The organism is Terrabacter sp. Soil810 (genome assembly GCF_001429645.1).
In the GTDB taxonomy this organism is placed as follows: Bacteria; Actinomycetota; Actinomycetes; order Actinomycetales; family Dermatophilaceae; genus Terrabacter.
Genome location: NZ_LMSW01000011.1, coordinates 506,304 through 531,203 on the forward strand (window position 1 = coordinate 506,304; position 24,900 = coordinate 531,203).

22 protein-coding genes are annotated in these 24,900 nt (G+C 73.1%); 15 read left to right on the forward strand and 7 right to left on the reverse strand.

Annotation, left to right across the window (positions count from 1 at the left end; translation table 11 throughout):
* Positions 1 to 45: 45 nt before the first annotated feature.
* Positions 46 to 267 (reverse strand): DUF3107 domain-containing protein, encoded by a 222-nt coding sequence (locus ASG96_RS08270; protein WP_056753170.1) that lies wholly within the window; start codon positions 265 to 267, stop codon positions 46 to 48.
* A 56-nt stretch (positions 268 to 323) separates the two neighbouring features.
* The gene (locus ASG96_RS08275) at positions 324 to 1,016 is read right to left on the reverse strand and encodes a TetR/AcrR family transcriptional regulator (protein ID WP_057587709.1); all 693 of its coding nucleotides are present in this window, start codon (positions 1,014 to 1,016) and stop codon (positions 324 to 326) included.
* A gap of 102 nt (positions 1,017 to 1,118) precedes the next feature.
* On the opposite strand from ASG96_RS08275, the gene moeB reads away from it, so the two are divergent.
* The 7 genes from moeB (at position 1,119) to ASG96_RS08310 (ending at position 13,523) form a co-directional block, all read left to right on the forward strand.
* The gene (moeB, locus tag ASG96_RS08280; RefSeq protein ID WP_057587710.1) at positions 1,119 to 2,297 is read left to right on the forward strand and encodes a molybdopterin-synthase adenylyltransferase MoeB; all 1,179 of its coding nucleotides are present in this window, start codon (positions 1,119 to 1,121) and stop codon (positions 2,295 to 2,297) included.
* 11 nt (positions 2,298 to 2,308) lie between these two features.
* On the forward strand, positions 2,309 to 3,049 hold the full coding sequence (locus ASG96_RS22625; RefSeq protein ID WP_082591691.1) for an MGMT family protein: 741 nt from the start codon (positions 2,309 to 2,311) through the stop codon (positions 3,047 to 3,049).
* 136 nt (positions 3,050 to 3,185) lie between these two features.
* Positions 3,186 to 3,971 carry a DUF4386 domain-containing protein gene (locus tag ASG96_RS08290; protein WP_057587711.1) on the forward strand — a complete coding sequence of 262 codons (786 nt, stop codon included), beginning with the start codon at positions 3,186 to 3,188 and terminating at the stop codon, positions 3,969 to 3,971.
* A 31-nt stretch (positions 3,972 to 4,002) separates the two neighbouring features.
* Entirely contained in the window at positions 4,003 to 4,431 is a 429-nt protein-coding gene (locus ASG96_RS08295; protein ID WP_056753179.1) for a Fur family transcriptional regulator, read from the forward strand.
* Positions 4,432 to 4,502: 71 nt separating this feature from the next.
* The gene (gene katG / locus ASG96_RS08300) at positions 4,503 to 6,686 is read left to right on the forward strand and encodes a catalase/peroxidase HPI (RefSeq protein ID WP_157610878.1); all 2,184 of its coding nucleotides are present in this window, start codon (positions 4,503 to 4,505) and stop codon (positions 6,684 to 6,686) included.
* 130 nt (positions 6,687 to 6,816) lie between these two features.
* Positions 6,817 to 10,053, forward strand: a complete 3,237-nt coding sequence (locus tag ASG96_RS08305; RefSeq protein ID WP_057587712.1) for an ATP-dependent DNA helicase — start codon at positions 6,817 to 6,819, stop codon at positions 10,051 to 10,053.
* Entirely contained in the window at positions 10,050 to 13,523 is a 3,474-nt protein-coding gene (locus ASG96_RS08310) for an ATP-dependent DNA helicase (protein ID WP_056753189.1), read from the forward strand. Before ASG96_RS08305 ends, ASG96_RS08310 begins: the two co-directional genes overlap by 4 nt.
* 42 nt (positions 13,524 to 13,565) lie before the next feature.
* Here the strand turns inward: ASG96_RS08310 and ASG96_RS08315 are convergent, their stop codons facing one another.
* Entirely contained in the window at positions 13,566 to 14,987 is a 1,422-nt protein-coding gene (locus ASG96_RS08315) for a phosphotransferase (RefSeq protein WP_057587713.1), read from the reverse strand.
* Positions 14,988 to 15,106: 119 nt separating this feature from the next.
* Between ASG96_RS08315 and nudC the strand changes: the two genes are divergently transcribed.
* A complete protein-coding gene (gene nudC, locus ASG96_RS08320; protein WP_369793573.1) occupies positions 15,107 to 16,075 on the forward strand; it encodes an NAD(+) diphosphatase in 969 nt (322 codons plus the stop codon).
* Positions 16,076 to 16,120: 45 nt separating this feature from the next.
* On the opposite strand, the gene ASG96_RS08325 is transcribed toward nudC, so the two are convergent.
* Entirely contained in the window at positions 16,121 to 16,390 is a 270-nt protein-coding gene (locus ASG96_RS08325) for a mycoredoxin (RefSeq protein WP_056753197.1), read from the reverse strand.
* An 84-nt stretch (positions 16,391 to 16,474) separates the two neighbouring features.
* On the opposite strand from ASG96_RS08325, the gene ppk2 reads away from it, so the two are divergent.
* The 6 genes from ppk2 (at position 16,475) to ASG96_RS08350 (ending at position 21,072) form a co-directional block, all read left to right on the forward strand.
* A complete protein-coding gene (gene ppk2, locus ASG96_RS08330) occupies positions 16,475 to 17,314 on the forward strand; it encodes a polyphosphate kinase 2 (protein WP_056753200.1) in 840 nt (279 codons plus the stop codon).
* 23 nt (positions 17,315 to 17,337) lie between these two features.
* Positions 17,338 to 19,452, forward strand: a complete 2,115-nt coding sequence (locus ASG96_RS08335; protein ID WP_304437880.1) for an ATP-dependent DNA helicase UvrD2 — start codon at positions 17,338 to 17,340, stop codon at positions 19,450 to 19,452.
* Positions 19,453 to 19,595: 143 nt separating this feature from the next.
* On the forward strand, positions 19,596 to 19,856 hold the full coding sequence (locus ASG96_RS08340; protein WP_057587714.1) for a hypothetical protein: 261 nt from the start codon (positions 19,596 to 19,598) through the stop codon (positions 19,854 to 19,856).
* A gap of 287 nt (positions 19,857 to 20,143) precedes the next feature.
* Complete coding sequence (locus ASG96_RS08345) at positions 20,144 to 20,431, forward strand: WhiB family transcriptional regulator (RefSeq protein ID WP_020143058.1); 288 nt, start codon at positions 20,144 to 20,146, stop codon at positions 20,429 to 20,431.
* 74 nt (positions 20,432 to 20,505) lie between these two features.
* On the forward strand, positions 20,506 to 20,640 hold the full coding sequence (locus tag ASG96_RS24465) for a hypothetical protein (RefSeq protein ID WP_255358547.1): 135 nt from the start codon (positions 20,506 to 20,508) through the stop codon (positions 20,638 to 20,640).
* Positions 20,641 to 20,853: 213 nt separating this feature from the next.
* Entirely contained in the window at positions 20,854 to 21,072 is a 219-nt protein-coding gene (locus ASG96_RS08350) for a hypothetical protein (protein ID WP_056753207.1), read from the forward strand.
* Positions 21,073 to 21,079: 7 nt separating this feature from the next.
* Here ASG96_RS08350 and ASG96_RS08355 read toward each other — a convergent pair whose 3' ends face one another.
* The 3 genes from ASG96_RS08355 to ASG96_RS23770 form a co-directional block, all read right to left on the reverse strand.
* Entirely contained in the window at positions 21,080 to 22,411 is a 1,332-nt protein-coding gene (locus ASG96_RS08355) for an AarF/ABC1/UbiB kinase family protein (RefSeq protein ID WP_056753211.1), read from the reverse strand.
* A gap of 313 nt (positions 22,412 to 22,724) precedes the next feature.
* Positions 22,725 to 23,723: a hypothetical protein gene (locus ASG96_RS08360; RefSeq protein WP_057587715.1), complete on the reverse strand. Its 999-nt coding sequence runs from the start codon at positions 23,721 to 23,723 to the stop codon at positions 22,725 to 22,727.
* Positions 23,724 to 23,962: 239 nt separating this feature from the next.
* Positions 23,963 to 24,124, reverse strand: a complete 162-nt coding sequence (locus tag ASG96_RS23770; RefSeq protein WP_020143053.1) for a DUF5679 domain-containing protein — start codon at positions 24,122 to 24,124, stop codon at positions 23,963 to 23,965.
* Positions 24,125 to 24,313: 189 nt separating this feature from the next.
* Between ASG96_RS23770 and ASG96_RS08365 the strand changes: the two genes are divergently transcribed.
* The gene (locus ASG96_RS08365) at positions 24,314 to 24,865 is read left to right on the forward strand and encodes a M48 family metallopeptidase (RefSeq protein ID WP_056754580.1); all 552 of its coding nucleotides are present in this window, start codon (positions 24,314 to 24,316) and stop codon (positions 24,863 to 24,865) included.
* Positions 24,866 to 24,900 lie beyond the last annotated feature (35 nt).

A 24,900-nucleotide genomic window follows, 5' to 3' on the forward strand; every position in this document is an offset into this window, starting at 1 on the left:
GGCCGACGCCGGGACTGCTTGCAGGGGAGTGCTCCTCGGACGCGTTCAATGAGCGCCGAAGCCGACGCCCGACTTGCGCTCCGCACCGGTCGTCACGTAGCCGATCGAGGCGGAGGGCACCATGATGCGACCGCCCTTGTCGTCGACGAGCTCGAGGGCCTCGGAGCCGAGCGACGCCTTGACGGCGGCGAAGATCTCTTCGCTGCTCTGGGTCGTCTCGAAGGTGATCTCGCGTGCCACGTTCTGCACGCCGATGCGGACCTCCACGTCAAACCTGCTTTCTCAGTTCTGGTGGACGCGGTCGACCACGTCCTGTCGTCACCTTAACGAGCGGGAGTGCCGACCGATTCCCTGGCCGCGCCACCGGGCCTGTCGCCCTCGTCGCCGCGGCCCTCGCCCCGGCCGACGGCCGGGAAGGCGCCGAAGCCACGCCGGATGAGCGCGGCGGTGAGGCGCACGGCCGTCTCCTTCGAGAGCGTCGCCTCGTGGGTGAGCCAGTGGCGTGCCGAGGTCTGCGCCAGGCCGACGAAGGCCACGCCGACGAGGACGGCCTCCTCCTGGTCCATCGAGGTCTCGCTGCGGATGATCTCGGCCATCGCCTCGGCGCACGTGAGGTCGATCTGGTCGAGACGCTTGCGCACCTCGGGCTCGTTGGCGAGGTCGGACTCGAAGATGAGCCGGAAGGCCGCGCCCTCCTGCCCGACGAAGTCGAAGTAGGCACGGGTCATCGTGTTGATGCGCGCCTTGTTGTCCGAGAGCGCGAGGGCGTCGCGGACGAGCTGCTCGAGCTCGCCCGTGTGCTGGTCGATGAGCGCGAGGTAGAGCTCGAGCTTGCCGGGGAAGTGCTGGTAGAGCACCGGCTTGGAGACCCCGGCCCGGGCTGCGATGTCGTCCATCGCAGCGGCGTGGTAGCCGTTCTCGACGAAGACGCCCAGGGCGGCGTCGAGCAGCTGGGCGCGCCTCTCGGATCGGGGCAGCCGCTGGCCGCGGCCGGGCGGGGTGGTCTCGTCTGCCATGCGGATCCTCTTCGGGTGTGGACGCGTCTTCTCGTCGGTCTCGGCGTCCGCCCCCGCAGACGACCGTGTCCGTCTCACCATACCGAGCAGTACGGTGAGGGCATGTCGACGGATCCGCTGGTCAAGACGGGTCGGGCCCTCAGCAAGGCCGAGACGACGAGGTACGCCCGTCACGTGCTGCTGCCCGATGTCGGCCGCGACGGGCAGGAACGCCTCGCCGCCGCCCGGGTGCTCGTCGTCGGTGCCGGAGGCCTCGGGTCGCCCGCGCTGCTCTACCTCGCCGCAGCCGGTGTCGGCACCATCGGTGTCGTCGACGCCGATGTCGTCGACCTCACCAACCTGCACCGCCAGGTCATCCACTCGGACGCCGACATCGGCCGGCCCAAGACCGAGTCCGCCGAGGCAGCCGTCCACCGCGTCAACCCGCACGTCGAGGTGGTCCGCCACGACGTGGCCCTCGACTCGGCCAACGCCCTCGGGATCATCGGTGACTACGACCTCGTCGTCGACGGCACCGACAACTTCCCGACGCGCTACCTCGTCAACGACGCCTGCGTCATGCTCGGCAAGCCGCACGTGTGGGGATCGATCCTGCGCTTCGACGGCCAGGTCTCGGTGTGGTGGGCCGGTCAGGGCCCCTGCTACCGCTGCGTCTTCCCCGACCCGCCGCCGCCCGGCTCGGTGCCGAGCTGCGCCGAGGGCGGGGTGCTGGGCGTGCTGTGCGCCGCCATCGGCTCGGTCCAGTCGACCGAGGCGATCAAGCTCCTGCTCGGCATCGGCGAGCCGCTCGTGGGGCGGCTCATGGTGCACGACGCGCTGCGCCAGACGTGGGACACCCTGACGGTCAGAGCGGACCCCGAATGCCCGGTCTGCGGCGACGACCCGACCGTCACCGAGCTCATCGACTACGTCGAGTTCTGTGGCGTGCCCGGTGCGGCCGCCCACGACGAGGGTGACCTCCCGACGGTCACCGTCCACGAGATGGTGGGCGAGCTCGCGGCCGACGAGCCGCCGCTGCTCGTCGACGTCCGCGGTGACGAGGAGCGAGCCATCGCCTCGATCCCCGGTGCCGTCGCGATCCACCTCGATCTCTTCCGTTCCGGTGAGGCCTTCGACGAGCTGCCCTCTGACAGAAGGGTGCTCATCCACTGCAAGGTGGGTGCGCGCTCTGCCGAGGCCACCCGGCTGGCCCTGCGCGCGGGGCTCACCGACGTCGCCCACGTCGAGGGCGGCATACTCGCCTACCTCCGGGAGATCGACCCGAGCCAGCCCGAGTACTGAGAGGACGCCCGTTGCCGCTGGAGGACCACGCCGAGCGCGTGCTCGACCTCGTCGCGACCATCCCCGAGGGGCGCGTTCTCGCGTACGGCGACATCGCCGGGCGCCTCGGTGGCATGGGTCCGCGCACGGTCGGCACCGTCATGAGCCGCTACGGGTCCGACCTGCCGTGGTGGCGGGTCATCCGCTCCGACGGCCGCCCGCCGCAGGGTCTCGAGGACGAGGCGCTCGAGCACTGGCGCGCCGAGGGGACGCCCATGGTGCGCGGGCTCGTCGAGGGGGGACGCGCCGACATGGCCAAGGCCCGATGGGACTTCGGCGGTGCTCCGGCGGCGTCCGGCCCGGCCGGGGGAGCGGGCCCGCGCGGCGGCCTGCACCACGTCGAGATCTGGGTCGACGACATCGTCGCGGCCAAGCGCGAGTGGGGCTGGCTGCTCAAGCGGCTCGGCTACCACCTCGGTGACGACTGGGGCCACGGCCAGGCGTGGGAGCTCGGCTCCCTCTACGTCGTCGTCGAGGCCGGTCCGGACGTCGTGGCCGGGCGTCACGAGCGCACGCGCGCAGGTCTCAACCACCTTGCCTTCCATGGTGGCTCGCGCGCCGAGGTCGACTCGCTGGTCGACGCGTGCGGCGAGGGCGGGTGGACGTTGATGTTCCCCGACAGGCACCCGTATGCCGGTGGCCCGCAGCACTACGCGGCCTACCTCGAGAGCGGCGAGGGCTTCGAGGTCGAGATCGTCGCGGCCGGCGCCTGACGCGCGTTGACGAGACCTCGGGTCAGGACCCCGGCCCGGGACCTTCGACCCTGCCGGCACGGGCCGTGAGGAGCGAGGGTGGGGGTGCGGCCCGTGGCTGCGGTCGCCACGCGCCAGGTCTCGAGGAGCCGATCCGATGGTCACGTCCACGCATGCCTCAGCACCGAGGAGTGCGACACCTGAGGGTCCGGCGACCCGGCCGGACCCGTCCTGGGCCCGTCTCTACCGGATCGGTGGGGCCTGTGCCGGCGTCTTCGTCGTCATGGTGGTGGTCGGCATCGTCCTGGCCGTCGCGGCCCCCGTGGCGCCCACCGAGGGCGGAGCGGCCACGCTCGCCCACATCGCGGCGCACCGGTCGCTCTACGTCCTGCAGCAGCAGCTCTGGCTCGTTCCCGGGTTGTTCGCCGCGGTGGTCTACCTCTCGCTCTATCCCGCCCTGAGGCATCTCGACCGGAGCCTGGCCGCGCTCGGGACGGCGATCGGGGGTGGGGCCTGGGCCCTGACGCTGACGATCCCCACGACGACCACGGGGGCGCCCGCGCTGGTCCACCTCAGCGACCAGTTCGTCGTGGCCGACCCGGCACGTCGGCTCGCCCTGGCCACGGCGGCCGAGACGCTCATCGCCCAGAACCGCACGACGTCGGTGGTCGGGCCCCTGACGACCGTCGGGCTCCTCCTCGTCTCGGTCGTCATGCTCCGTGGGGTCTTCCCCCGTTGGGTCGCCCGTCTGGGCGTGGCCGCGGGGGTGCTCGGGATCGCGGCCGAGGCGCTGCGCATGGTCGTCGAGGGCTTCTACGTCGTCTACGGCGTCCTGCTCCCGGTGTGGATGGCGGCCGTGGGGTGGCACCTCTACCGGCTCGGCCGCCGGGACCGAGACCCGGCCGATGCGACCGAGGACGAGATGCAGGCGAGCAAGACTTGATTTGTTCCAGACAAGCCGGAAGACTCGTGGCATGACCGGAGCCGACGTCGAGGTGAAGCTGCGCGAGTCGGGCCTGCGCGTCACGCGCCAGCGCGTCGCCGTCCTCACGGTCCTGCACGACCACCCGCACACCGACACCGACACCGTCATCCGCCGCGTCCGTGAGGTCGCCGGCGACGTGTCGCACCAGGCCGTGTACGACGTCCTGCGCGCTCTCACCGACGCCGGTCTCCTGCGCCGCATCCAGCCGACGGGCTCCGTCGCCCGCTATGAGGTGCGTGTCGGTGACAACCACCACCACGTCGTGTGCCGCTCGTGCGGCGCCATCGCCGACGTCGACTGCGCGGTCGGCCACGCCCCCTGCCTCACGCCATCCGACCACCACGGTTTCGTGATCGACGAGGCCGAGGTGACGTACTGGGGTGTGTGCCCCACGTGCGCCGCCGCGGCCGCCTCCTGAAGTTGCCCACCCCGAAAGAGAAGGACGTCCTCGTGTCTGAGCTCCACCAGCCCAACGCCGAAGTCGGCGAGATGAACGAGCCGGAGGCCAGCAAGTGCCCCGTGGCCCACGACCGGTCGACCCGCCCCGCGGGCACGAGCAACGAGGACTGGTGGCCGAACCGCCTCGACCTCAAGATCCTCGCCAAGAACCCCGCGGTCGCCAACCCGCTCGGTGACGACTTCGACTACGCCGCGGCCTTCGAGAGCCTCGACCTCGCCGCCGTCAAGGCCGACATCGCCGCCGTGCTCACCGACTCGCAGGAGTGGTGGCCCGCCGACTTCGGCCACTACGGCCCGTTCATGATCCGGATGGCCTGGCACAGCGCCGGCACCTACCGGGTCCAGGACGGCCGCGGCGGCGCGGGCGCCGGGCAGCAGCGCTTCGCCCCGCTCAACTCCTGGCCCGACAACGGCAACCTCGACAAGGCCCGCCGCCTGCTGTGGCCGGTCAAGAAGAAGTACGGCCAGAAGCTCTCGTGGGCCGACCTCATGGTCCTCACCGGCAACGTCGCCCTCGAGACGATGGGCTTTGCGACCTTCGGGTTCGGCGGCGGACGCGAGGACGTCTGGGAGCCGGACGCCGACGTCTACTGGGGCTCGGAGGCCGAGTGGCTCGGCGACGAGCGCTACAGCGGCGAGCGCGACCTCGAGAACCCGCTCGCGGCCGTCCAGATGGGTCTCATCTACGTCAACCCCGAAGGCCCCAACGGCAACCCCGACCCGCTCGCCGCGGCCCGCGACATCCGCGAGACCTTCGCCCGCATGGCGATGAACGACGAGGAGACGGTCGCCCTCATCGCCGGCGGCCACACGTTCGGCAAGACGCACGGCGCCGCCGACCCGCTGACGTACGTCGGCAAGGAGCCCGAGGCCGCCGGCCTCGAGGAGCAGGGCCTGGGCTGGATCAACACCTACGGCACCGGCAAGGGCAAGGACGCCATCACCTCCGGCATCGAGGTCACGTGGACGCCCACGCCGACCCAGTGGGACAACGGCTTCTTCGACATGCTCTTCGGCCACGAGTGGGAGCTGTCCCAGAGCCCCGCCGGCGCGGCCCAGTGGGTCGCCAAGGACGCCGAGGCGATCATCCCGGCGCCCGACGAGGGCGGCGCCAAGCGACTGCCCACGATGCTGACGACCGACCTGTCGCTGCGGGTCGACCCGGCATACGAGACGATCTCGCGCCGCTTCCACGAGAACCCCGCCGAGTTCGCCGATGCCTTCGCCCGCGCCTGGTTCAAGCTGACCCACCGCGACATGGGCCCGGTCGCGCGCTACCTCGGACCCGAGGTGCCGCAGGAGGAGCTGCTCTGGCAGGACCCGCTGCCGGCCGCCACCGGTGAGCCGATCGGTGCTGACGACGTCGCGACGCTCAAGCAGGCCGTCGCCGAGTCCGACCTCACCGTGACCCAGCTCGTCAAGGCCGCGTGGGCCTCAGCGTCGACCTTCCGCGGCAGCGACAAGCGCGGTGGGGCCAACGGTGCCCGCGTCCGCCTCGAGCCGCAGAGCGGCTGGGACGTCAACGACCCCGCCGAGCTCGCGACCGTCCTGCGGACCCTCGAGGACATCGCGGCCGACTTCAACGGTCGTGGCGGCGCCACCGTCTCGCTCGCCGACCTCATCGTCCTCGGCGGCAACGTCGCGGTCGAGCAGGCCGCTGCCGCAGGCGGAGTCACGGTCGAGGTGCCCTTCCGTGCCGGTCGGGTCGACGCCTCGCAGGAGCAGACCGACGTCGAGTCGTTCGGCTACCTCGAGCCGAAGCACGACGGCTTCCGCAACTACGTCGGCAAGCCCGGTCGCGTGCCCGCCGAGTACCTCCTCGTCGACCGCGCCAACCTGCTCGGTCTCTCGGCCCCGCAGATGACGGTGCTCGTCGGCGGTCTGCGCGTCCTCGGCGCCAACACCGGCGGCTCGACGACCGGCGTCCTCACCGACCGCGTCGGCACGCTGACGAACGACTTCTTCGTCAACCTGCTCGAGCTCGGCACGACGTGGACCCCCGTCGGCGAGGGTGCCGACGAGTTCACCGCGACGAACGCCGCCGGCGAGCAGACGTGGACCGCCAGCCGCGTCGACCTGCTCTTCGGCTCCAACTCCGAGCTGCGTGCGCTCGCCGAGGTCTACGCGAGCGACGACGCCGCCGAGAAGTTCGTCCACGACTTCGTCGCCGCGTGGTCGCAGGTCATGGAGGCCGACCGCTTCGACGTCAGGTGACGGCCTGACCCCTCGCCCGGGCCCGGGATGGCGTATGCCGTCCCGGGCCCTCGCGTGCCCACGTGAGGATGCACGCGGCATACGCCCTGTGCCCGAGCACGCTGTCGGTCGGGCGTGATGGAATCCTCCGGTGGTCATCCTCCGTCGAGCTCCTGCCCTCGCCCCGGTGCAGGTGCGGCTCGACGAGCGCCAGCAGGCCGCCCTCGACTCGTCCGCGCGCGTGCTGCGGGTCCTCGGCGGCCCCGGCACGGGCACGTCCACGGTGGCCGTCGAGCTGGTCGTCGACGCCGTGCGCCGGCAGGGTCTGCGGGCCGACTCGTGCCTCGTGCTGACCTCGAGCCGCAGCGCAGCGGCCGAGCTGCGCCAGCAGGTCACCGCGCGGCTCGGCGGCACGTCGACCGAGTCGCTCGCGCGCACGTGGCAGGCGTTCGGCTTCGGCGTCCTGCGGGCCGAGGCGGCGCTTCGGGGCGACCCGCCACCGCGCCTGCTCAACGGACCGGAGCAGGACGTCATCCTGCGCGACCTGCTCGCCGGGCACGCCTCCGGTGAGGTGCGCGGGCCGTCATGGCCCGAGGAGCTGCGTGAGGCCCTGGCGACGCGGGGCTTCCGCAACGAGCTGCGCGACCTGCTCATGCGCTCGGTCGAGCTGGGGCAGGCTCCCGACGACCTCGCCCGGCTCGCGGTCGAGCACGACCGGCCCGAGTGGGCGGCGGCCGCGCACGTGCTGCGCGAGTACGACCAGGTCACCTCGTTCAGCAGTCACGGCTCCTACGACCCCGCGTGGGTGCTCACGGCCGTCGCCGAGCTGCTCGACGAGGACCCGTCGGCCCTCGACCGGCTCCACGAGCGCATCCGCCTCGTCGTCGTCGACGAGGCCCAGGAGCTGACGTCCGCCGCGGCGCGGCTGCTGCGCGTCGTCGCCCGACCCGGTGGTCCACGGGTGGTCCTTCTCGGCGACCCCGACGTCGCGGTCCAGACCTTCCGCGGCGCCGACCCGCGCTTCCTCGCCGACGGCTGGACCGACCTCGCGGGTGCAGGCCGTGACCCGCGCTTCGTCGGCGGTCTCTTCGACCTCATCGACGACGCCGGCGACGGTGCGAGCGAGACCGTCGTGCTCGACCGGACCCACCGGCTCGGCGAGGCGATGGTCGGCGTGGCCGACCGGGTCTCGCGGCGCATCGGGGCGCTCGGTGGCGGTGAGCAGCGCCGGATGACGCCCGCCACAGCAGACCCGTCGCGAGGCGCCGTCGAGGTCGCGCTGCTGCGGTCGGCGGCCCAGGAGACGGCGCACGTGGCGGCCCTGCTGCGCCGGGCCCACCTCGTCGAGGGCGTGCCCTGGACCGACATGGCCGTCATCGTGCGTGGCTCGGGGCGTGCCGACGCGATGCGTCGCCTCCTCGGGCAGGCCGGGGTGCCGGTCCAGGCCGGCAGTGCCGAGACGCCGGTGCGCGACGAGAGCGCGGTCCGCCCGCTGCTGCACCTGCTCGAGGAGAGCATCGCGATCGCCCGGGCCGAGCATCGCGGCGAGACCCACGTCATCGACCCGGTGCGCGCAGCCGATCTCGTGCTCTCGCCCGTCGGGGGGAGCGACACCGTGGGGCTGCGCCGACTCCGGCGACTGCTCCGGCAGGACGAGCTCGCCTCCGGCGGTGGGCGATCCAGCGACGAGCTGCTCGCCGAGCTGCTGCAGTCGGTGCCGCGCGCTCGGATGCTGGGGTCGACCGCACGGCCCGCCGAGCGCATCGCGACGGCGCTGGCGGCGGGGGCTGCGGCGGCTCGCGTCGGCGACGACGGCCGATGGGCGCGGGGGGTCACGGCCGAGTCGGTGCTCTGGGCCGTCTGGCAGGGTGCGGGGGTCGCCGACGGATGGCGACGCCAGGCGCTCTCGGGTGGCTCGTCGGGTGAGCGGGCCGACCGCGACCTCGACGCCGTGCTCGCGCTCTTCGACGCCGCGGGTGCCTTCGTCGACCGGCTGCCCACAGCCGGCCCCGACAAGTTCCTCGAGCACATCCAGGGCCAGGACGTCCCGGGCGACACCCTTCTCGTCGGCGGCCAGTCCGGTGGCCGCGTCGCGCTGCTGACACCTCAGACCGCCGCCGGCCGCCAGTGGCGCATCGTCGTCGTCGCCGGGGTCCAGGAGGGCGTGTGGCCCGACCTGCGGCTGCGGGGCTCGGTCCTGGGGTCCGAGGACCTCGTCGACGTCGTCGCCCAGCGGCCGCTCGGCTTCCGGGCCGCCCAGGCGGCGGTGCGCTACGACGAGACTCGCCTCTTCCTCGTCGCCGTCACCCGGGCCACCGAGCGCCTGCTCGTCACCGCGGTCGGCAACGAGGACGAGCAACCCTCGGTCTACCTCGACCTCGTCGACCCGCCCGCGACGACCCGGCTCGCCGACGAGGTGCGTCCGCACTCCGACGTCGCGCGCACCATGACCCTGCCCGGGCTCGTGGGTGAGCTGCGCCGCGAGGCGGTGAGCCCCGAGCCGGGCGTCGCCGAGCCGGCCCTCAACCTGCTCGCGGCTGCTGCGCGTGAGGGCGTACGCGGGGCCGACCCGGCCTCGTGGTGGGCGCTGCGGTCCGTCACGAGCGAGCGGCCCGTGCGTCGGCCCGACGAGCCCGTGCCGGTGTCGCCGTCGAAGGTGACCTACTTCGCCGAGTGCGGGCTGCGCTGGTTCCTCACGTCGGTCGGCGGCGAGGGCGTCTCGCTCGGCGCGGCCTCCGTCGGCACGTTCGTCCACGACATCGTCGCGGAGCTGCCCGACGCTCCGCTCGACGAGCTGAAGCACGAGGTCGACGCGCGCTGGGGCCGCCTCGGGCTCACGCCGGGCTGGGTCACCGACCGCACCCACCAGGAGGCGCACGACATGGTGGCCCGGTTCGCGGCCTACCGCGACGGCGCCGAGCGGGACTGGGAGCGCGTCGGCATCGAGACAGACTTCCGGGTCGAGGTCGGACGCGCCGTGGTGGCCGGGCGCGTCGACCGCATCGAGCGCGACGCCGACGGCCGCGTGCGCATCGTCGACCTCAAGACGGGCAAGTCCAAGCCGACGCGGGCCGAGCTGGCCCAGCACGGCCAGCTCGGCGCCTACCAGGTGGCCGTCGAGGAGGGGGGCTTCCCGGCCCTCGGCGACCGCAGCGCCGGGGCTGCGCTCGTCTTCATCGGCAAGGGCGGCCTGTCGGGGCTCAAGCCCAGCGTGCTTCCCCAGCCGCCGCTCGCGAGCAGCGACGACCCGACGTGGGCGCGGGCGCTCGTCGAGCAGACGGCCGAGGGGATGGGCGCCGGCGAGTTCCGGGCGGCTCAGGGCAAGGCGTGCGAGACGTGCCCCGTGCGGTCGTCGTGCCCCGTCCAGCCCGAGGGGGACGCGCTGTGACGACGACACAGGCTCCGCCGGCGACGACCGTGCAGCACAGCGCCTTCGACATCGCGACCGCGCTCGAGATGCCGCCGCCCACCGACGAGCAGGCTGCGGTGATCGAGGCCGGTGCCGGGCCGCTGCTCGTCGTCGCCGGGGCCGGCTCGGGCAAGACCGAGACGATGGCCGCGCGCGTCGTGTGGCTCGTCGCCAACGGCCTCGTCGACCCCGACCAGGTGCTCGGTCTCACCTTCACCCGCAAGGCGGCCGCCGAGCTCTCTCAACGTATCGCCAGACGACTGCGGGGCCTCGAGCGCGCCGGCATCTGGACCCCGCCCGCCGACGACGGCACGGGTGCCGAGGTGCTCGGTGGCACCCCCACCGTCTCGACGTACCACGCGTACGCCGGCCGGCTCGTCCGCGAGCACGCCCTCCGGGTGGGCATCGAGCCGGAGTTCCGGATCCTCACCGAAGCCGGCGCCTGGCAGCTCGCGGCCGAGGCGGTGTCCCGATGGGACGGGCCCATGGACGACGTCGTCAAGAGCGAGGCCACCGTCATCCAGGCCGTCATGGCGCTCGCCGGCGAGATGGCCGAGCACGTGCGCACGCCCGACGAGGTCATGGAGCACCTCGACGCCGTGCTCGCGCGTCTCGACGCTCTGCCCGACGGGGAGGGCCGCGGGTCGCTCACCGCCGCCCGCGACGCGATCGCCGTCCTGCGCGAGCGGCGCACGGTCCTGCCGATCGTCTCGGCCTTCCTCGCCCTCAAGCGCAAGCGCGAGTCGCTCGACTTCGCCGACCAGATGGCCATCGCCGCCCGGCTCACCCGCTCGGTGCCCGCTGTCGGTGAGATCGAGCGCGAGCGGTTCCGGGCTGTGCTGCTCGACGAGTTCCAGGACACCTCCGAGGCGCAGCTCGAGCTGCTCCGGTCGCTCTTCCACCACCCTGGCGTCGCGCTGACCGCCGTCGGCGACCCCAACCAGTCGATCTACGGCTGGCGCGGTGCGAGCGCGACCACCCTGCTGCGCTTCCCGACCGAGTTCGCCGGCGAGGCGGGCCCGGCCGACGTGCTGCCGCTCTCGACGAGCTGGCGCAACGACTCGCTCATCCTCGACGCGGCCAACGCCGTCGCCGCGCCGCTCGCGACCGAGCACGTGCAGCCGCTCCGACCCCGCCCGGGCGCCGGGGTCGGGACCATCGAGGTGGCCCGGCTCGAGACGGCCGAGGAGGAGGCCGACCACCTCGCCGGCTGGATCGCCTCGCACTGGTTCAGCCCGAGCGGACGCCGCACCGGTCGCAGCGCGGCCGTGCTGTGCCGGCGACGCTCGACCTTCCCGGTCGTGCTCGAGGCCCTGCGCCGCCGGCAGCTGCCCGTCGAGGTCGTCGGCCTCGGTGGACTGCTCGTCACACCCGAGGTCAGCGACCTCGTCGCCGCCCTCTGGGTCGTGCAGGACCCCAGCCGCGGCGACCAGCTGATGCGCCTGCTCACCGGGCCCGTCGTCCGCCTCGGCGCCGCCGACCTGGCCGGGCTGTGGGCCTGGGCGCGCGAGCTGCACTCCAGGACGCCGCGTGTCGGGGGCACCGCCGCGACCACGGCCGCGACAGGGGCCGCGACGGGTGGCGCGACGGTCGCCGCGACGGTCGAACCCGGCGCTGCCGGCGCTGACGGCGCTGCCGACCCGACAGTGGAACCCGACGGGACCGAGCCGGGCGACGCGCCCACCTCCGACCGGCGCGGCTCCGACCTCGCGGCCGACAGCGCCGACACCGCCACCCTCGTCGAGGCCCTCGACGACCTGCCGCGGGCCGGCTGGACCGGACGGGACGGTGCCCGCATCGGCGACGAGGCCCTGGCCCGGCTGCACGATCTCGGCGACGTCGTGCGCCGGCTGCGTCGGCTCACGGCGCTGCCTCTCGTCGACCTCGTCGCGGAGGCCGAGGTGGCGATCGGTCTGGACATCGAGGTGCTCTCACGTCCCGAGCACACGGCGTCGACCGCGCGCGTGCACCTCGACGCCTTCGCCGACGTCGCGGCTCGCTATGCCACGACCGCCGACCGGCCCACGCTCTCGGGCTTCCTCAGCTGGCTCGACGCAGCGCGAGACCAGGAGCGAGGCCTCGACGCCGGGCACACCGAGTCCGACGCCGACGCCGTGCAGGTGCTCACCGTGCACGCGGCCAAGGGCCTCGAGTGGGACGTCGTCGCCGTGCCGACTCTCGTCGAGGGCGTCTTCCCGGCACACGGCGCGACCGCGGTCGCACCTGTGGCGGACAGCGAGCCCACGGCATACGCCTGCTCGGGCGACGTCAAGGACAAGGGCTGGCTCATCGGGCTCGACTCGTTGCCGTACGACCTGCGCGGTGACCGGGCCGGCCTGCCCCACCTCGACTGGCGAGGGGTGCCCGACCGCAAGGCGCTCAGCGCCGTGATCGACGAGTTCGTCCTCGACGGCGGGCGTCACGCCGTCGCCGAGGAGCGCCGTCTCGCCTACGTCGCGCTGACGCGCGCGCGGTCGTCGATGCTCCTCACGACCCATCTCTGGGGCGCGGCCAAGAAGACGCTGTCGGTGCCCTCGCGCTTCCTGGCCGAGGTCGAGGACTCGGCGCCCGGCTCCGTCGTGCGCACGGCGTGGGTTGCTGCTCCGGAGCCGGTCGTCGACGACAAGGGCAAGGCGTCGGCGCCGACCAACCCCCACCTCGCCGTCCCGATCTCGCAGCTGTGGCCCCACGACCCGATGGGGGTGCGACGTGCCGGACTGCTCGACGCGCACCGTCGGATCGTCTCTCTGGTCGACGCGGGGCCGACCGTGCCAACAGGTGACCCGCGCGTGGACGACCTCCGGATCCTGCTCGCCGAGCAAGCGGCTCGTCGATCCCGCGGCGAGTCCGTCGTCGACGTCCCACGGCACCTCTCGGCCTCCGCGGTCGTCTCGCTGGCCCGAGACGCCGAGGCGTTCGCGATGTCGCTGCGGCGCCCGATGCCGAGCCCGCCGGCCGTCGCCGCCCGACAGGGGACGGCCTTCCACGCGTGGATCGAGGAGCACTACTCCCGCGCGGCCTTCGTCGACCTGCTCGACCTCCCCGGTAGCGCCGACGAGGGCGCGGCCGACGACGGAGACCTCGACGAGATGAAGGAGCGCTTCCTGGCCAGCGAGTGGGCCGACCGCATCCCCGAGGAGATCGAGATGTCCATCGAGACGGTCATCGACGGCATCGCCGTCCGTGGTCGGGTCGACGCCGTCTTCCCGCGCGACGACGGCGGGTGGACGGTCGTCGACTGGAAGACGGGCGCCCGCCCCACCGGGCGCGACGCCACCGTCCGTGCCCTCCAGCTCGGCGCGTATGCCGTGGCGTTCGCCCGGCTGCGCGGCGTGGACGCGTCGCTCGTCGACGCGGCGTTCTACTACGCGGGCGAGGGCGTCACGGTGCGCCCCGAGCTGCCGGGCGAGCCCGCCCTCGTCGACCTCCTGCGCACCCTGCCCGACTAGCAGCGCCACTCGAGTGAGCGCCCCGTCCCAGTCGAGTGGGAGTCAGGCCGGGTGCTCGGGACGGTGCTCGACGGCGATGAAGTCGGAGGCGCCCTCGTGGAGGTCGAGCACTCCGTCGGCGTCCTCGGGCAGGGCCTCGACCTCGTCGATCTCGAAGGTGGACGCATCGGCATCGGCCGCCATGACCGGCACGGGTTGCGAGTCCTCCTCCGCGCCCTCCGGCCACGGGGAGGGCTCCGGTTCGGGGTCGTCGGCGTGAGCCCACGTCGGCCCCTCCTCGACGTCGCCGGTGACTGGCTCGGGGGAGGGCGCGGAACAGTCGGCGGCCGTCCCCGCGACGTACTCCTGCGGCTCGTCGAGCAGGGTCGTCATGGAGATGGCCTGGGTCTCACCGAGCATCGGGAAGGGCGCGTGCGGCTGGGTCGCGTCCCACTCCGGCTCGGGCCGCTCGGGGTCGTCCGGGTCGAGGAGGACCGCCGCGCGCTCACGCGCCTGCCTCGTGCGCTCGCTGCGCTCGGCGTCCTCCTGCGCGTGACGGCGGTCGTCCTCCTCGACCCGCGCGTCCAGGGCGCGCAGCTCCTCGGCGGTGCGCTCGACGACGTCGAGCTGCCCCGAGGCCAGGGCGTGGAGCAGGGATCGGAGCGGCGCCATCTCGGCTGCGAGCCGGGCGCGGCGCACCAGGTGCACGTCGGGTCGCTCGATGCGCGACTCGGCGTAGGCCTCGAGGACGGCATCGAGGGTCTCGGCGGGCGCGAGGCGGGCGAGCTCGGCGAAGTCGTCGGCCGCGTCGCCGACGCGGCTGGCCTCCCAGGCGAGCACGCCACGGACGTGACCGCTCGACGAGTCGCCGTCGTCGTCGAACGACGCGAGGACGTTCTGGCCGATGAAGGTGCCGTGCACCGCGCAGGGAGCGAAGCGCCACAGCGAGACGTCCTCGAGGGCGTGTTCCCACCGCGTGAGCAGGCCCGTCGGCACGTGCCCGGTCGCGGCGGCGCGGTCGAGCTCGGAGAGCTGGCGGCGACGGTGGGCCTCGGCGTCGTAGGTGGGTCGTCCGGCCTCCTCGAACAGGAGGTGCTCGACGTTGTGGATGTGGGCGAGCGTGCGGCCGACCTCGGCGGTCAGGGGCCCGGGCCGGAGCCCGGAGAAGTCGAGCGGCCGGCCCGGAACGCGCAGGTAGACCGCGGCTCGGCCCTCCGGCACCTGGGCGAGTCCGCGGACCATCGGCATGGCCACGTCGAGCCGCCGCCCGAGCAGGCCCGACAGCGCCGAGATGTCGTCGAGCATGGCGCCGGCCGCAGCGGTGCAGGGCGCCTTGACGACCCAGCGGCGGTCCTGGCTGTCCTGCACGTACGCGATCTCGAAGAGGTCTCCGGGCTCGCCCGGGACGCCCTCGACCGTCACCGGGTCGAGGCCCGGCACGGCCGAGCTCGCCAGGGCGGCGAGGAAGAGCGGGCTGCGCGTCACGTCTCCACCGTAGGTCGAGGGACGCGCCGAGCGTGGGAGGCGACGCCCGGCGCCGGTCGGTTCGGTGCAGCCTCGACACCGGTGCGACGGTGCCGGCTCGCCGCCCTAGGGTGGGTCGCGTGGCAGTGACCGACGAGACCCTGGCCGACCTCGCGCTCTCGCGCAGCTCCCTGGACCGGGTGGCTCTCGAGCGCCGCCGGCCCGATGTCCTCACCGAGCTGCTCGACGACCCGCGGACCCGCGTGGCCGAGATCCGGGGCGACCGGATGCGGGTCGACGACGCGGGCGACGACGCGCTGACCCTCCTGACCCGCGCCCCCGAGCCCGAGGACCACGCCCGCCTCGGACTGCACCTCGGCCGCGACGGCGACGGGACCGCATACGTGGGCGTCGTCTCGACGGAGGTCGAGAGCGAGCCGTCTGGCGACGGTCCGGGAGCGGAGTCCGCAGGCTGGCTCACCCTGCGGCAGGCGGGTGAGGCGCTCGCGCCCCGCGACGCCGGCGTCTTCACGACCGCGCTGGCACTGGCCAACTGGCACTCGACCCACCGCTTCTGCCCCCGCTGCGGGGCGCCGACCGAGCCCCGGCAGGCCGGCTGGGTGCGGCGGTGCGCGCGCGAGGGCAGCGAGCACTACCCCCGCACCGACCCCGCCGTCATCATGTCGGTCGTCGACCCCGACGACCGGCTGCTGCTCGGGCGCGGGGCGCACTGGCCCGAGGGGCGGTTCTCGGTGCTCGCGGGCTTCGTCGAGCCGGGGGAGGCGTTCGAGTCCGCGGTCGCGCGCGAGGTCGCCGAGGAGGTCGGTGTCACGGTGGAGGCGGTGCGCTACCTCGGCAACCAGCCGTGGCCGTTCCCGTCGTCGGTCATGATCGGGTTCGAGGCGACGACGCGCGAGACCGAGCTGACGATCGACCCCGTCGAGATGGCCGAGGCGCGCTGGGTGAGCCGCGAGGAGTACCGCGACCTGCTGCGCGGCGGGACGATCCGCACCCCGAGCGGCATCTCCATCGCCAAGCGGATCATCGAGCACTGGCTCGGCCAGACGGTCGAGTCCGTCGTCGCGCCGGGCGCGGACACCGCCTTCTGAGCGGGGTCCGCCCGGCGGGTCCGCGCGGCGGGTCCGCCCGGCGGGTCAGCCCGCGAGGCGCGAACGCACCTCGGCCAGCGACGGGTTGGTCGCCGCCGAGCCGTCGGGGAAGACGACGGTCGGGACGGTGCGGTTGCCACCGTTGACGTGCTCGACGAAGTCGACGTGCTCGGGGTAGGCCTCGAGGTCGATCTCGGTGAAGGGGACGCCCTCGCGCGCCAGCTGGCCCTTGAGGCGAGTGCAGTAGCCGCACCACGTGGTCGTGAACATCGTGATCGAGCCCTCGTCGGGCGTGACCTGGGTGAGCTCGGGCATCGGTTCCTACTCGTCGTGTGTGCGTCGTGCACGGTGGTGGGGACGGCCCCCACGGGCGTCGTCCCTCGGTGCAAGGATGACCCCATGGCCAAGCGCGGCGCAAAACGACCCCCCAAGATGGACCTCGACGTCTACGAGACCGAGGTCCGTCGTCTTCAGGCCGAGCTCGTCGCCTTCCAGGAGTGGGTGCGGGCGACGGGTCAGCGGGTCGTCGTCGTGTTCGAAGGACGCGACGCCGCCGGCAAGGGGTCGGCCATCAAGCGCATCACCGAGTACCTCAGCCCCCGCGTCGCGCGCATCGCTGCCCTGCCGGCGCCGACCGACCGCGAGAAGACGCAGTGGTACTTCCAGCGCTACATCGCCCACCTGCCCGCGGCGGGCGAGATCGTCCTGTTCGACCGGTCCTGGTACAACCGCGCCGGGGTCGAGCGGGTCATGGGCTTCTGCACCGACGCGCAGTACGCCCGCTTCCTCGAGCAGGCGCCTCTCTTCGAGCAGATGCTCGTGGACGACGGCGTCATCCTGCGCAAGTACTGGTTCAGCGTCTCCGACGTCGAGCAGGAGCGCCGCTTCCGCAGCCGGGCCAAGGACCCCATGCGCCAGTGGAAGCTCTCGCCGATGGACCTCGAGTCGATCACCCGGTGGGAGGACTACTCCGAGGCGAAGGACATCATGATGGCCGCGACGAGCACCGAGTGGGCGCCCTGGCACGTCGTCGAGTCCGAGGACAAGCGCCGCTCGCGCCTCAACGTCATACACCACCTGCTCAGCTCGATCCCGCACGCCGCCGTGACGCCGGACGTGCCGCCCGTGCCCAAGCGCCCCGCTCCGCGCGGCTACGAACGCCCGCCGCAGCACGAGCAGAACTACGTGCCGGACCACGCCGCGAGCGTGCTGGCCACCTCGAAGGGTGATCGCTCCTGAGCGCAGTACCGTCCGCCGACCAGATCCTCGCCGGGCTCGACCCGGAGCAGCGCGAGGTCGCGATGGCCCCGCCGGGCCCGCTGTGCATCCTCGCGGGTGCGGGCACGGGCAAGACGCGTGCCATCACCCACCGCATCGCGTATGCCGTCCACTCGGGTGCGCAGCAGCCGCAACGGGTGCTCGCGCTGACCTTCACGGCCCGCGCCGCCGGCGAGATGCGCACGCGCCTGCGCGGGCTCGGGGTGCAGGGAGTCCAGGCCCGCACCTTCCACGCCGCCGCGCTGCGGCAGCTGCACTTCTTCTGGCCGCAGGCCATCGGCGGCGCGGCCCCCGAGGTGATGAGCCACAAGGCCGCGGCCGTCGCCGAGGCGGCGAGCCGGCTGCGCATGCAGTTCGACCGCACCACCGTCCGCGACCTGGCAGCCGAGATCGAGTGGGCCAAGGTCAACCTCCTGACGCCGCAGTCGTATGCCGCCCGCGCCCGTGAGCAGCGCCGTGAGCCCCCGGGTCTCGACCTCACGGCCATGGCACGCCTCTTCGAGGCGTACGAGGACGTCAAGCAGCGCCGCGGGGTCATCGACTTCGAGGACGTCCTGCTGCTCACCGTCGGCATCCTCGACGAGCGGGAGGACATCGCCCGCACGGTCCGGGGCCAGTACCGCCAGTTCGTCGTCGACGAGTACCAGGACGTCAACGACCTCCAGCAGCGCCTCCTCGACCAGTGGCTGGGCGAGCGCAACGACCTCTGCGTCGTCGGCGACCCCGCCCAGACCATCTACTCCTTCACGGGTGCCAGCCCGAGGCACCTCGTCGGCTTCCCCAAGCGCTTCCCGGGCGCCCAGGTCGTGCGCCTCGTGCGCAACTACCGCTCCACGCCCCAGATCGTCGGGCTCGCCAACACGATCGTCGCCTCGGGCACGCAGGCGGCGCGCGACGGGGCGGTGCGCCTGCTGGCGCAGTCCGAGCCGGGTCCCGCGCCCGAGCTGACGAGCTACGCCGACGACCCGGCGGAGGCGGCAGCCGTCGCCGACCGCATCCGCACGCTCGTGGACGGTGGCCACCAGGCCGCCGAGATCGCGATCCTCTTCCGCACCAACGCCCAGTCCGAAGCGTTCGAGTCGGCCCTCACGGATGCCGGGGTCGCCTACCTCGTGCGCGGTGGCGACCGGTTCTTCGCGCGCAAGGAGGTGCGCGACGCCGTCCTGCTGCTCCGCGGCGCAGCCCGGAGCGACGACGGCGAGAAGGCCCTCGGTGAGATCACGCGCGACGTCATCACCGGCGCGGGCTGGTCGCACGAGCCACCAGCGGGCAGCGGGGCCACCCGCGAGCGATGGGAGTCCCTCACCGCGCTCGCGACGCTCGCCGACGACATCGCTGCCGCGGCCCCCGAGGCCCGGCTGCCCGAGCTCGTCGCCGAGCTCGAGCGGCGCGCGGCCGAGCAGCACGCCCCGGCCGTGCAAGGCGTGACGCTCGCGAGCCTGCACGCGGCGAAGGGCCTCGAGTGGGACACCGTCTTCCTCGTCGGTGCCTCTGACGGGCTCATGCCGATCTCGATGGCCGAGGGACCCGACGCCGTCGAGGAGGAGCGGCGCCTGCTCTACGTCGGACTCACCCGGGCGCGCAAGCAGCTCTTCCTGTCGTGGTCCGGCGCCCGCACCCCAGGGGCCCGGGCCACGCGGCGCGTCTCGAGGTTCCTCGCGCCCGCCGCCGACATCCTCGGCCAGGGTGCCCGCAGCGAGGCGAAGTCCAGCGGGTCCAAACGGTCCGCGCCGAAGGTGGCGCGCCGCGCCCACTGCCGTGGGTGCGGTGCCGAGCTCGTCTCCGCCGCGCAGCGCAAGACGGGTCGCTGCGACGAGTGCCCACCCACCTACGACGAGGCGACGTTCGAGCGGTTGCGCACGTGGCGCCTCGCCGTGGCCCGCGAGGCGAGCGTGCCGGCATTCGTCGTCTTCACCGACGCGACGCTCACCGCGATCGCAGAGGGGACGCCCTCCGACGAGGGTGGACTGTCCGTGATCAGCGGTGTCGGCGCGCGCAAGCTCGAGCAGTACGGCAGCGACGTCCTCGCCATCCTCGCCGGCGCCGACCCGCAAGAACTCATCGAAAACCGTTCTGCGGCAAAGGAATCCGCCGGTTAGCAGCACCCGCGCAAAATAAGTTCGGAAAACTTCGTTAAATCAGTTGTTCGCCCGCGAGGCGCACGCGTACCCTTGACGAAGTCAAGCCCAGTGGTCTCGGTGGCCAGCTGGGGCCCGTGAGCAGAAGTGAGGAGGTCGGCCTGATGGACAACACCACGATGACGATGAACGCAGTCTCCTGCGTCCTTTCCGTGCGTGTGCGGCCGACCACCGGCCAGGTCCGCCTTGCGGCCATCCACGCTCCGGAGCAGGGGACCACTGTGTCCATCGCCGCCGTCATGGGCGGCCGCGTCGCCGACTTCCGCGCTCCGATCCAGGGAGACGTCTCGGTCGCCGGCCTCACGTTCCCCGCCTACAAGACCCTCGATGTCGTTCGCTCCCGTTCTGGGAGGCCACCGGTCTGACAAGACCCGAAGCCTCACCTCCAGGCCGCGAACCCGACATCACCGGGTCCGCGGCCTTCGTGTTTCCCGGGGGAGTTTCCCGGCCGAATGCCGCTCCACACCGCACCACCGACACCGACAGATGAGCACCCGACCGGGTGCCTGACAGATCAGGGACACAGATGACTCCCCGGATGCCGAGCAGCAGGACCGAGACGCGCACCACCGGTGCAGGTCTTCGGGCCAAGCCAGACACGAGTGAGCAGGGGCACCCCACCACGGGCGCCCAGGAGACGGAGGTGAGAACGATGCAGCTGAGCGAACTGATCGACATGAGGACCGAGGCGGAGCAGGTCGGCGAGACCATTCCGTGCCGCGACTACGACGCGGAGCTCTGGTTCGCCGAGCGACCCGAGGACGTCGAGTTCGCCAAGACGCTCTGCGGGCTCTGCCCCGCGCGCGTCCAGTGCCTCGCCGGCGCCCTCGAGCGCCAGGAGCCATGGGGCGTGTGGGGCGGGCAGCTGCTCGTCCAGGGCGCCATCGTGGCTCGGAAGCGGCCCCGCGGCCGTCCGCGCAAGCACCCCGTGGCTGCCTGAGCCTGCGTGACCACGCATGACCCAGACGCCAATGGCCCCCGACAGCAACCCTTTCCACAGACCAGGAGATCGTCATGAACCAGCTCGAGATGCTGGCTCGCGACCGGATCAACCAGCGCAGTCAGCGCCAGGAACGCAGCGGCATCCGTCGCAGCGCCCGGCTGATCGCCCAGGAGATCCGCGCCAGTCGACGCCACAGCGAGAAGTGAACGACCGCGCCTCGAGGCGCGTTGCAGGACAACTGAATCGAGTGAGCGAGCCGCGGGTGACGCGCACGTCACCCGCGGTTCCGCACGTCCGGGGACTCGCACTCCGTTCCTGAGCCGGCCGTCCCGCCCCTCCCGTCCGACCCGCGATCCCGCGTGGCGCCACGAACGGCGCCCCGATCGGCGGATACTCGAAGGAGGAGAAGGGAGAACCCCGTGAACACTTCTACCGATGCGGCCACCGACGCCGCTGCCCGTGACGAGACCCTCGTCTGCTCCGGGTGCGGCACGACCCCGCCGCCCGAGGACCAGACCGCGGCCCGGCGCACCTGGAGCCGAGGCACGGATGCCGGACGCACCACGTGGACCTGCGAGCGCTGCAGCCGCGAGAACCTCCGCTCGATCGAGAGCAAGCTCGACCCCGTCTGGTGGTGACGAGCGGTCAGGCGTCGTCGCCCACGGGCGGCAGGTCCGCGCCGGGAAGCAGCTCGTCGACGACGGCTCGCCCGTGCACCGTGCCACCGAGCTGGCTGAGCACCCCGATACCCCCACCCCACACGCGGTGGATGAGGAGGTACTCGGGTGGCAGGTTGAGCTTGTAGGCGACGGCGTAGTTGGGCTGACGCGGGTCGTTGATGTGGGCGAACACGCCCCGGAGCCAGTCCCGGCTGAAGGTGAACGTGTCGGTGCGGAAGGGCGCCATGAACGGCTCGAGGTAGTCGAGCAGGCGCTGCGGGTCCAGGTCGATGGAGTTCTTGACGAAACCGATCGCGCGCAGCCCCTCGAGCACGTCCTCGGCGCTGCCCTCGAGACCGGTGGTGAGCAGCGGCCCGATCTCGGGCGGCATGCCGTCGGGGAGCCGGTTGACGGCCCCGAAGTCGATGACGCCCAAGCGGCCGTCGGGGGTGATCCGGAAGTTGCCGGGGTGCGGGTCGGCGTGCAGCAGCCCGGCCCGGGCCGGGCCGGCCAGCAGGAAGCGCAGGTACAGCTGTGAGGCGGTGTCGCGCTGCTCCTGCGTGCCTTCGGCGATGATCCGCGACAGGGGGAGCCCGTTGAGCCACTCCGACACGATGACGTGCTCGCGGCCGTCGACGACGTGGGGCACGGCGAAGTCGGGGTCGCCGTCGAAGGCCGCTGCGAAGGTCGCCTGCGACTCGGCCTCGAGGCGGTAGTCGAGCTCCTCGGCCATCCGGTCGCGCAGCTCGTCGAGAATCGGGCCGAGCTCGATCCCGGGCACCCAGCTCGCCGCGACCTTGGCCACCCGGCTGATCTGGCGGATGTCGCTCATCAGCGCTGGGCCGGCTCCGGGGTACTGGATCTTGACCGCGACGTCCCGGCCGTCCTTCCAGACGGCCCGGTGCACCTGCCCGATCGAGGCAGAGGCCACGGGGTGGTCGTCGAACGACTCGAACCGGCTGCGCCACCGCGTGCCGAGGTCGCCGCGCAGGACGCCGTGGACCGAGGACGTCGGCATCGGCGGGGCGCTGTCCTGCAGCTTGGTCAGCATGGTCCGGTAGTGCACGGCGAGGTCCTCGGGCAGGGCCGCCTCGAAGATCGAGAGTGCCTGGCCGAACTTCATGGCGCCGCCCTTGAGCTCCCCGAGGACCTGGAAGAGCTGCTGGGCGGTGCGGGCCTGCAGCTCGGCGGCCACGATCTCGGCGGGCCGGCCCCCGAGCCGCTTGCCGAGGCCGAGGGCGGTGCGACCGGCGAAGCCGAGGGGCACCGTGGCGAGCTTGGCGGAGCGCACGACGGCCTTGCGTGGCAGGTCGGTCACGGCGCACCTCCTCGGGCGGTCGGCAGTCTCGTGCGGGCGCGAGCGGTCGGTCCGGCGCCGGCGACCACGAAAGATCGCGCGGCGGCGGGTCGACGCCCCACCCTCGACTCTATGTGTACCCCCCCGGGCTGAGGCGTCCGACCATCTGTCCAGCCTTGGCGGGTCGGCCCGGGCCGCCCGCCGACTCCCGCCGACTTCCGCCGACTTCTGCCGACTCCCGCCGACTTCCGCCGGGTTCCCGGCGACGTGGACGTCCGACGGCGTACGCGTGGCGCCCGTCCGCGTACGGCTGTCCCTCCGTCCTGGCCGGCGGTCACGCCCCGCGGCGGAGCCACGCGTCCGCGGAGCCGCCAGCACCTGCGCGGGCACCTGCGCGGGCACCGGTGTCAGGCGTCGTGACGGCGGCAGGGTGCGCCGGGCAGAGCGGGTGGGTCGGCCAGCGGCGGTGGTCCATCCGCGGCCACGGCAGGCTCACCTCGACGGAGACCCCGGGTGGGGGCGGGTGACCTTCGAGGACTCCGGTCACGAGCAGCGTCACGCTGCCGACGACGAGGTGCGCGAGCCCGGGCGCCAGGGCGTCGTGCAGGCCGTCCGGCGGACCGGCGAGCGAGAGCGTCCGCGTGGGCGCGGCCTGGCTCATCAGCATGGGCCACGCCGCGTCGCGGTCGGCGCGGTGCCGGTCGAGGCACCACAGGCAGGGCGAACCGGAGGAGCCGTCGACGAGGGGGCCAACGACGGTGCGCGGTCCGGCCGGTGCCACGGGCAGGTGCGGGATGCCGTGCCGCAGCCACAGGTCACCGCGGCGGGGGTCGACGAGGGGCGAGCCGACGAGCACCACGAGGTCGGGTCGGGGCCGGAGGGGTGCGGCGACCGCCCGGTCGACCGCGGCCCGGCCGTGCACGACGGTCGTGCCGGCCTGCGCCAGGGCCTCGGCGATGTCGGAGGCGACGTGGCCGCAGCCGTCGACGACGACGCGTCCGGGTGAGGTGTCCGGCGACGTCGGTGAGCTCGACGCAGCAGTGGAGTCCGTCGTGGTCGGCACACGGTCCGTGAGCACGCCGAGGTCGGTCGCGAGCTGGAGCAGCGCCCGCCACCGGGCGAGGTCGATGCCTGCCTCGGCCGCCACCCGGTCGGTCGAGGCGAGGGGCAGGGCGCCGTCGAGCTGCGCGAGCAGGTCGGCCTCGGCCTCGCTGACGCCCGTGACCACCGGACCGCCGGGCAGCACGCCGAACTGGACCTCGCCTCGTCGCCTCGTCAGCGGCCGGAGCCAGACGGGCACGCGGGGGTGGGGCGGCACGGGAGCAGCGGACATCGGACCTCCAGACCCGGTGACGCCACCAGCGGGCGCCACCCTCGGTCGTCAGGCTCGCAGCCGCTCCGGGGTGCGTGGGGCCGTCGTCCACAGCCTCGCCGTCCGGCCCCCGGGAGCCTCAGGTACCGCGCGCCGGCCGGGCACGGCGGGCGCGCGCTACCCCGGGCACGCGCGAAGGGGCGGGACCGTGTGGTCCCGCCCCCTCGATCTGCGGCGTCAGAGACGCCGCCGCGACCTGGTCAGGCCTTGCCCAGAATGCGGTTCAGGTTCGTGCCACAGACGGGGCACTGTCCCTTGGCCATGCGGCGACCGTTGTCGGACACGACAACCTTGCCCTCGGCCTCGCGCTTCTCCTTGCACTTCACGCAGTAGAACTCGCCCTTGTAGGTCTCGTCAGCCATTGATGTCTCCTTGTAGATGGCACCCATCCGACGGGTACCTCGACTCGTTCAACCCTAGAGCACGCTGAGCACGAAATCATGCTCATCCCCGCTTGGCGCGCCCGTGCGGGATGAGGTATGACGCGCGGGAGCGGCCGTGTCGGGCCCGTGCTCCGGGGCGTTGTCCCCACGCTGGCCTACCCTGCCCTCATGGCGACGGTGCGACGTGAGGTGGTGCACACGGTGGTCGACGGGGTGACCGTCGAGGTCCGCCGCAGCGCCAAGCGTCGCCGCACCGTGTCGGCCTACCGACAGGAGGGGCGCCTGGTCGTCCTCGTCCCGGCACGGATGAGCCGCGCCGAGGAGGGGGAGTGGGTGCGCACCATGGTGGCGCGGGTCGCTGCCTCGGAGCAGCGTCGTCAGCGCAGCGACGGCGACCTCGAGCAGCGTGCCCTCGCCCTGTCGCGCGAGCACCTCGGCGGACGGGCGGTCCCGGCGAGTGTGCGCTGGGTCTCCAACCAGAACTCGCGCTGGGGCTCGTGCACGCCCGCGGAGGGCTCGATTCGCTTGTCCGACAAGCTCCGTGGCATGCCGGGATGGGTCGTCGACTACGTCCTGCTGCACGAGCTGGCTCACCTGCTGCAGCCCGGGCACGGCCCGGAGTTCTGGGCGCTGCTGCGCAGCTATCCCCGCCTCGAGCGTGCGCGCGGCTACCTCCAGGGCGTCTCCGCCGCCGCCGGCCTCGACCTCAGCGACGAGTGAGCACGCCCGCCCGCGGGGCCTGACGGCATACGGGC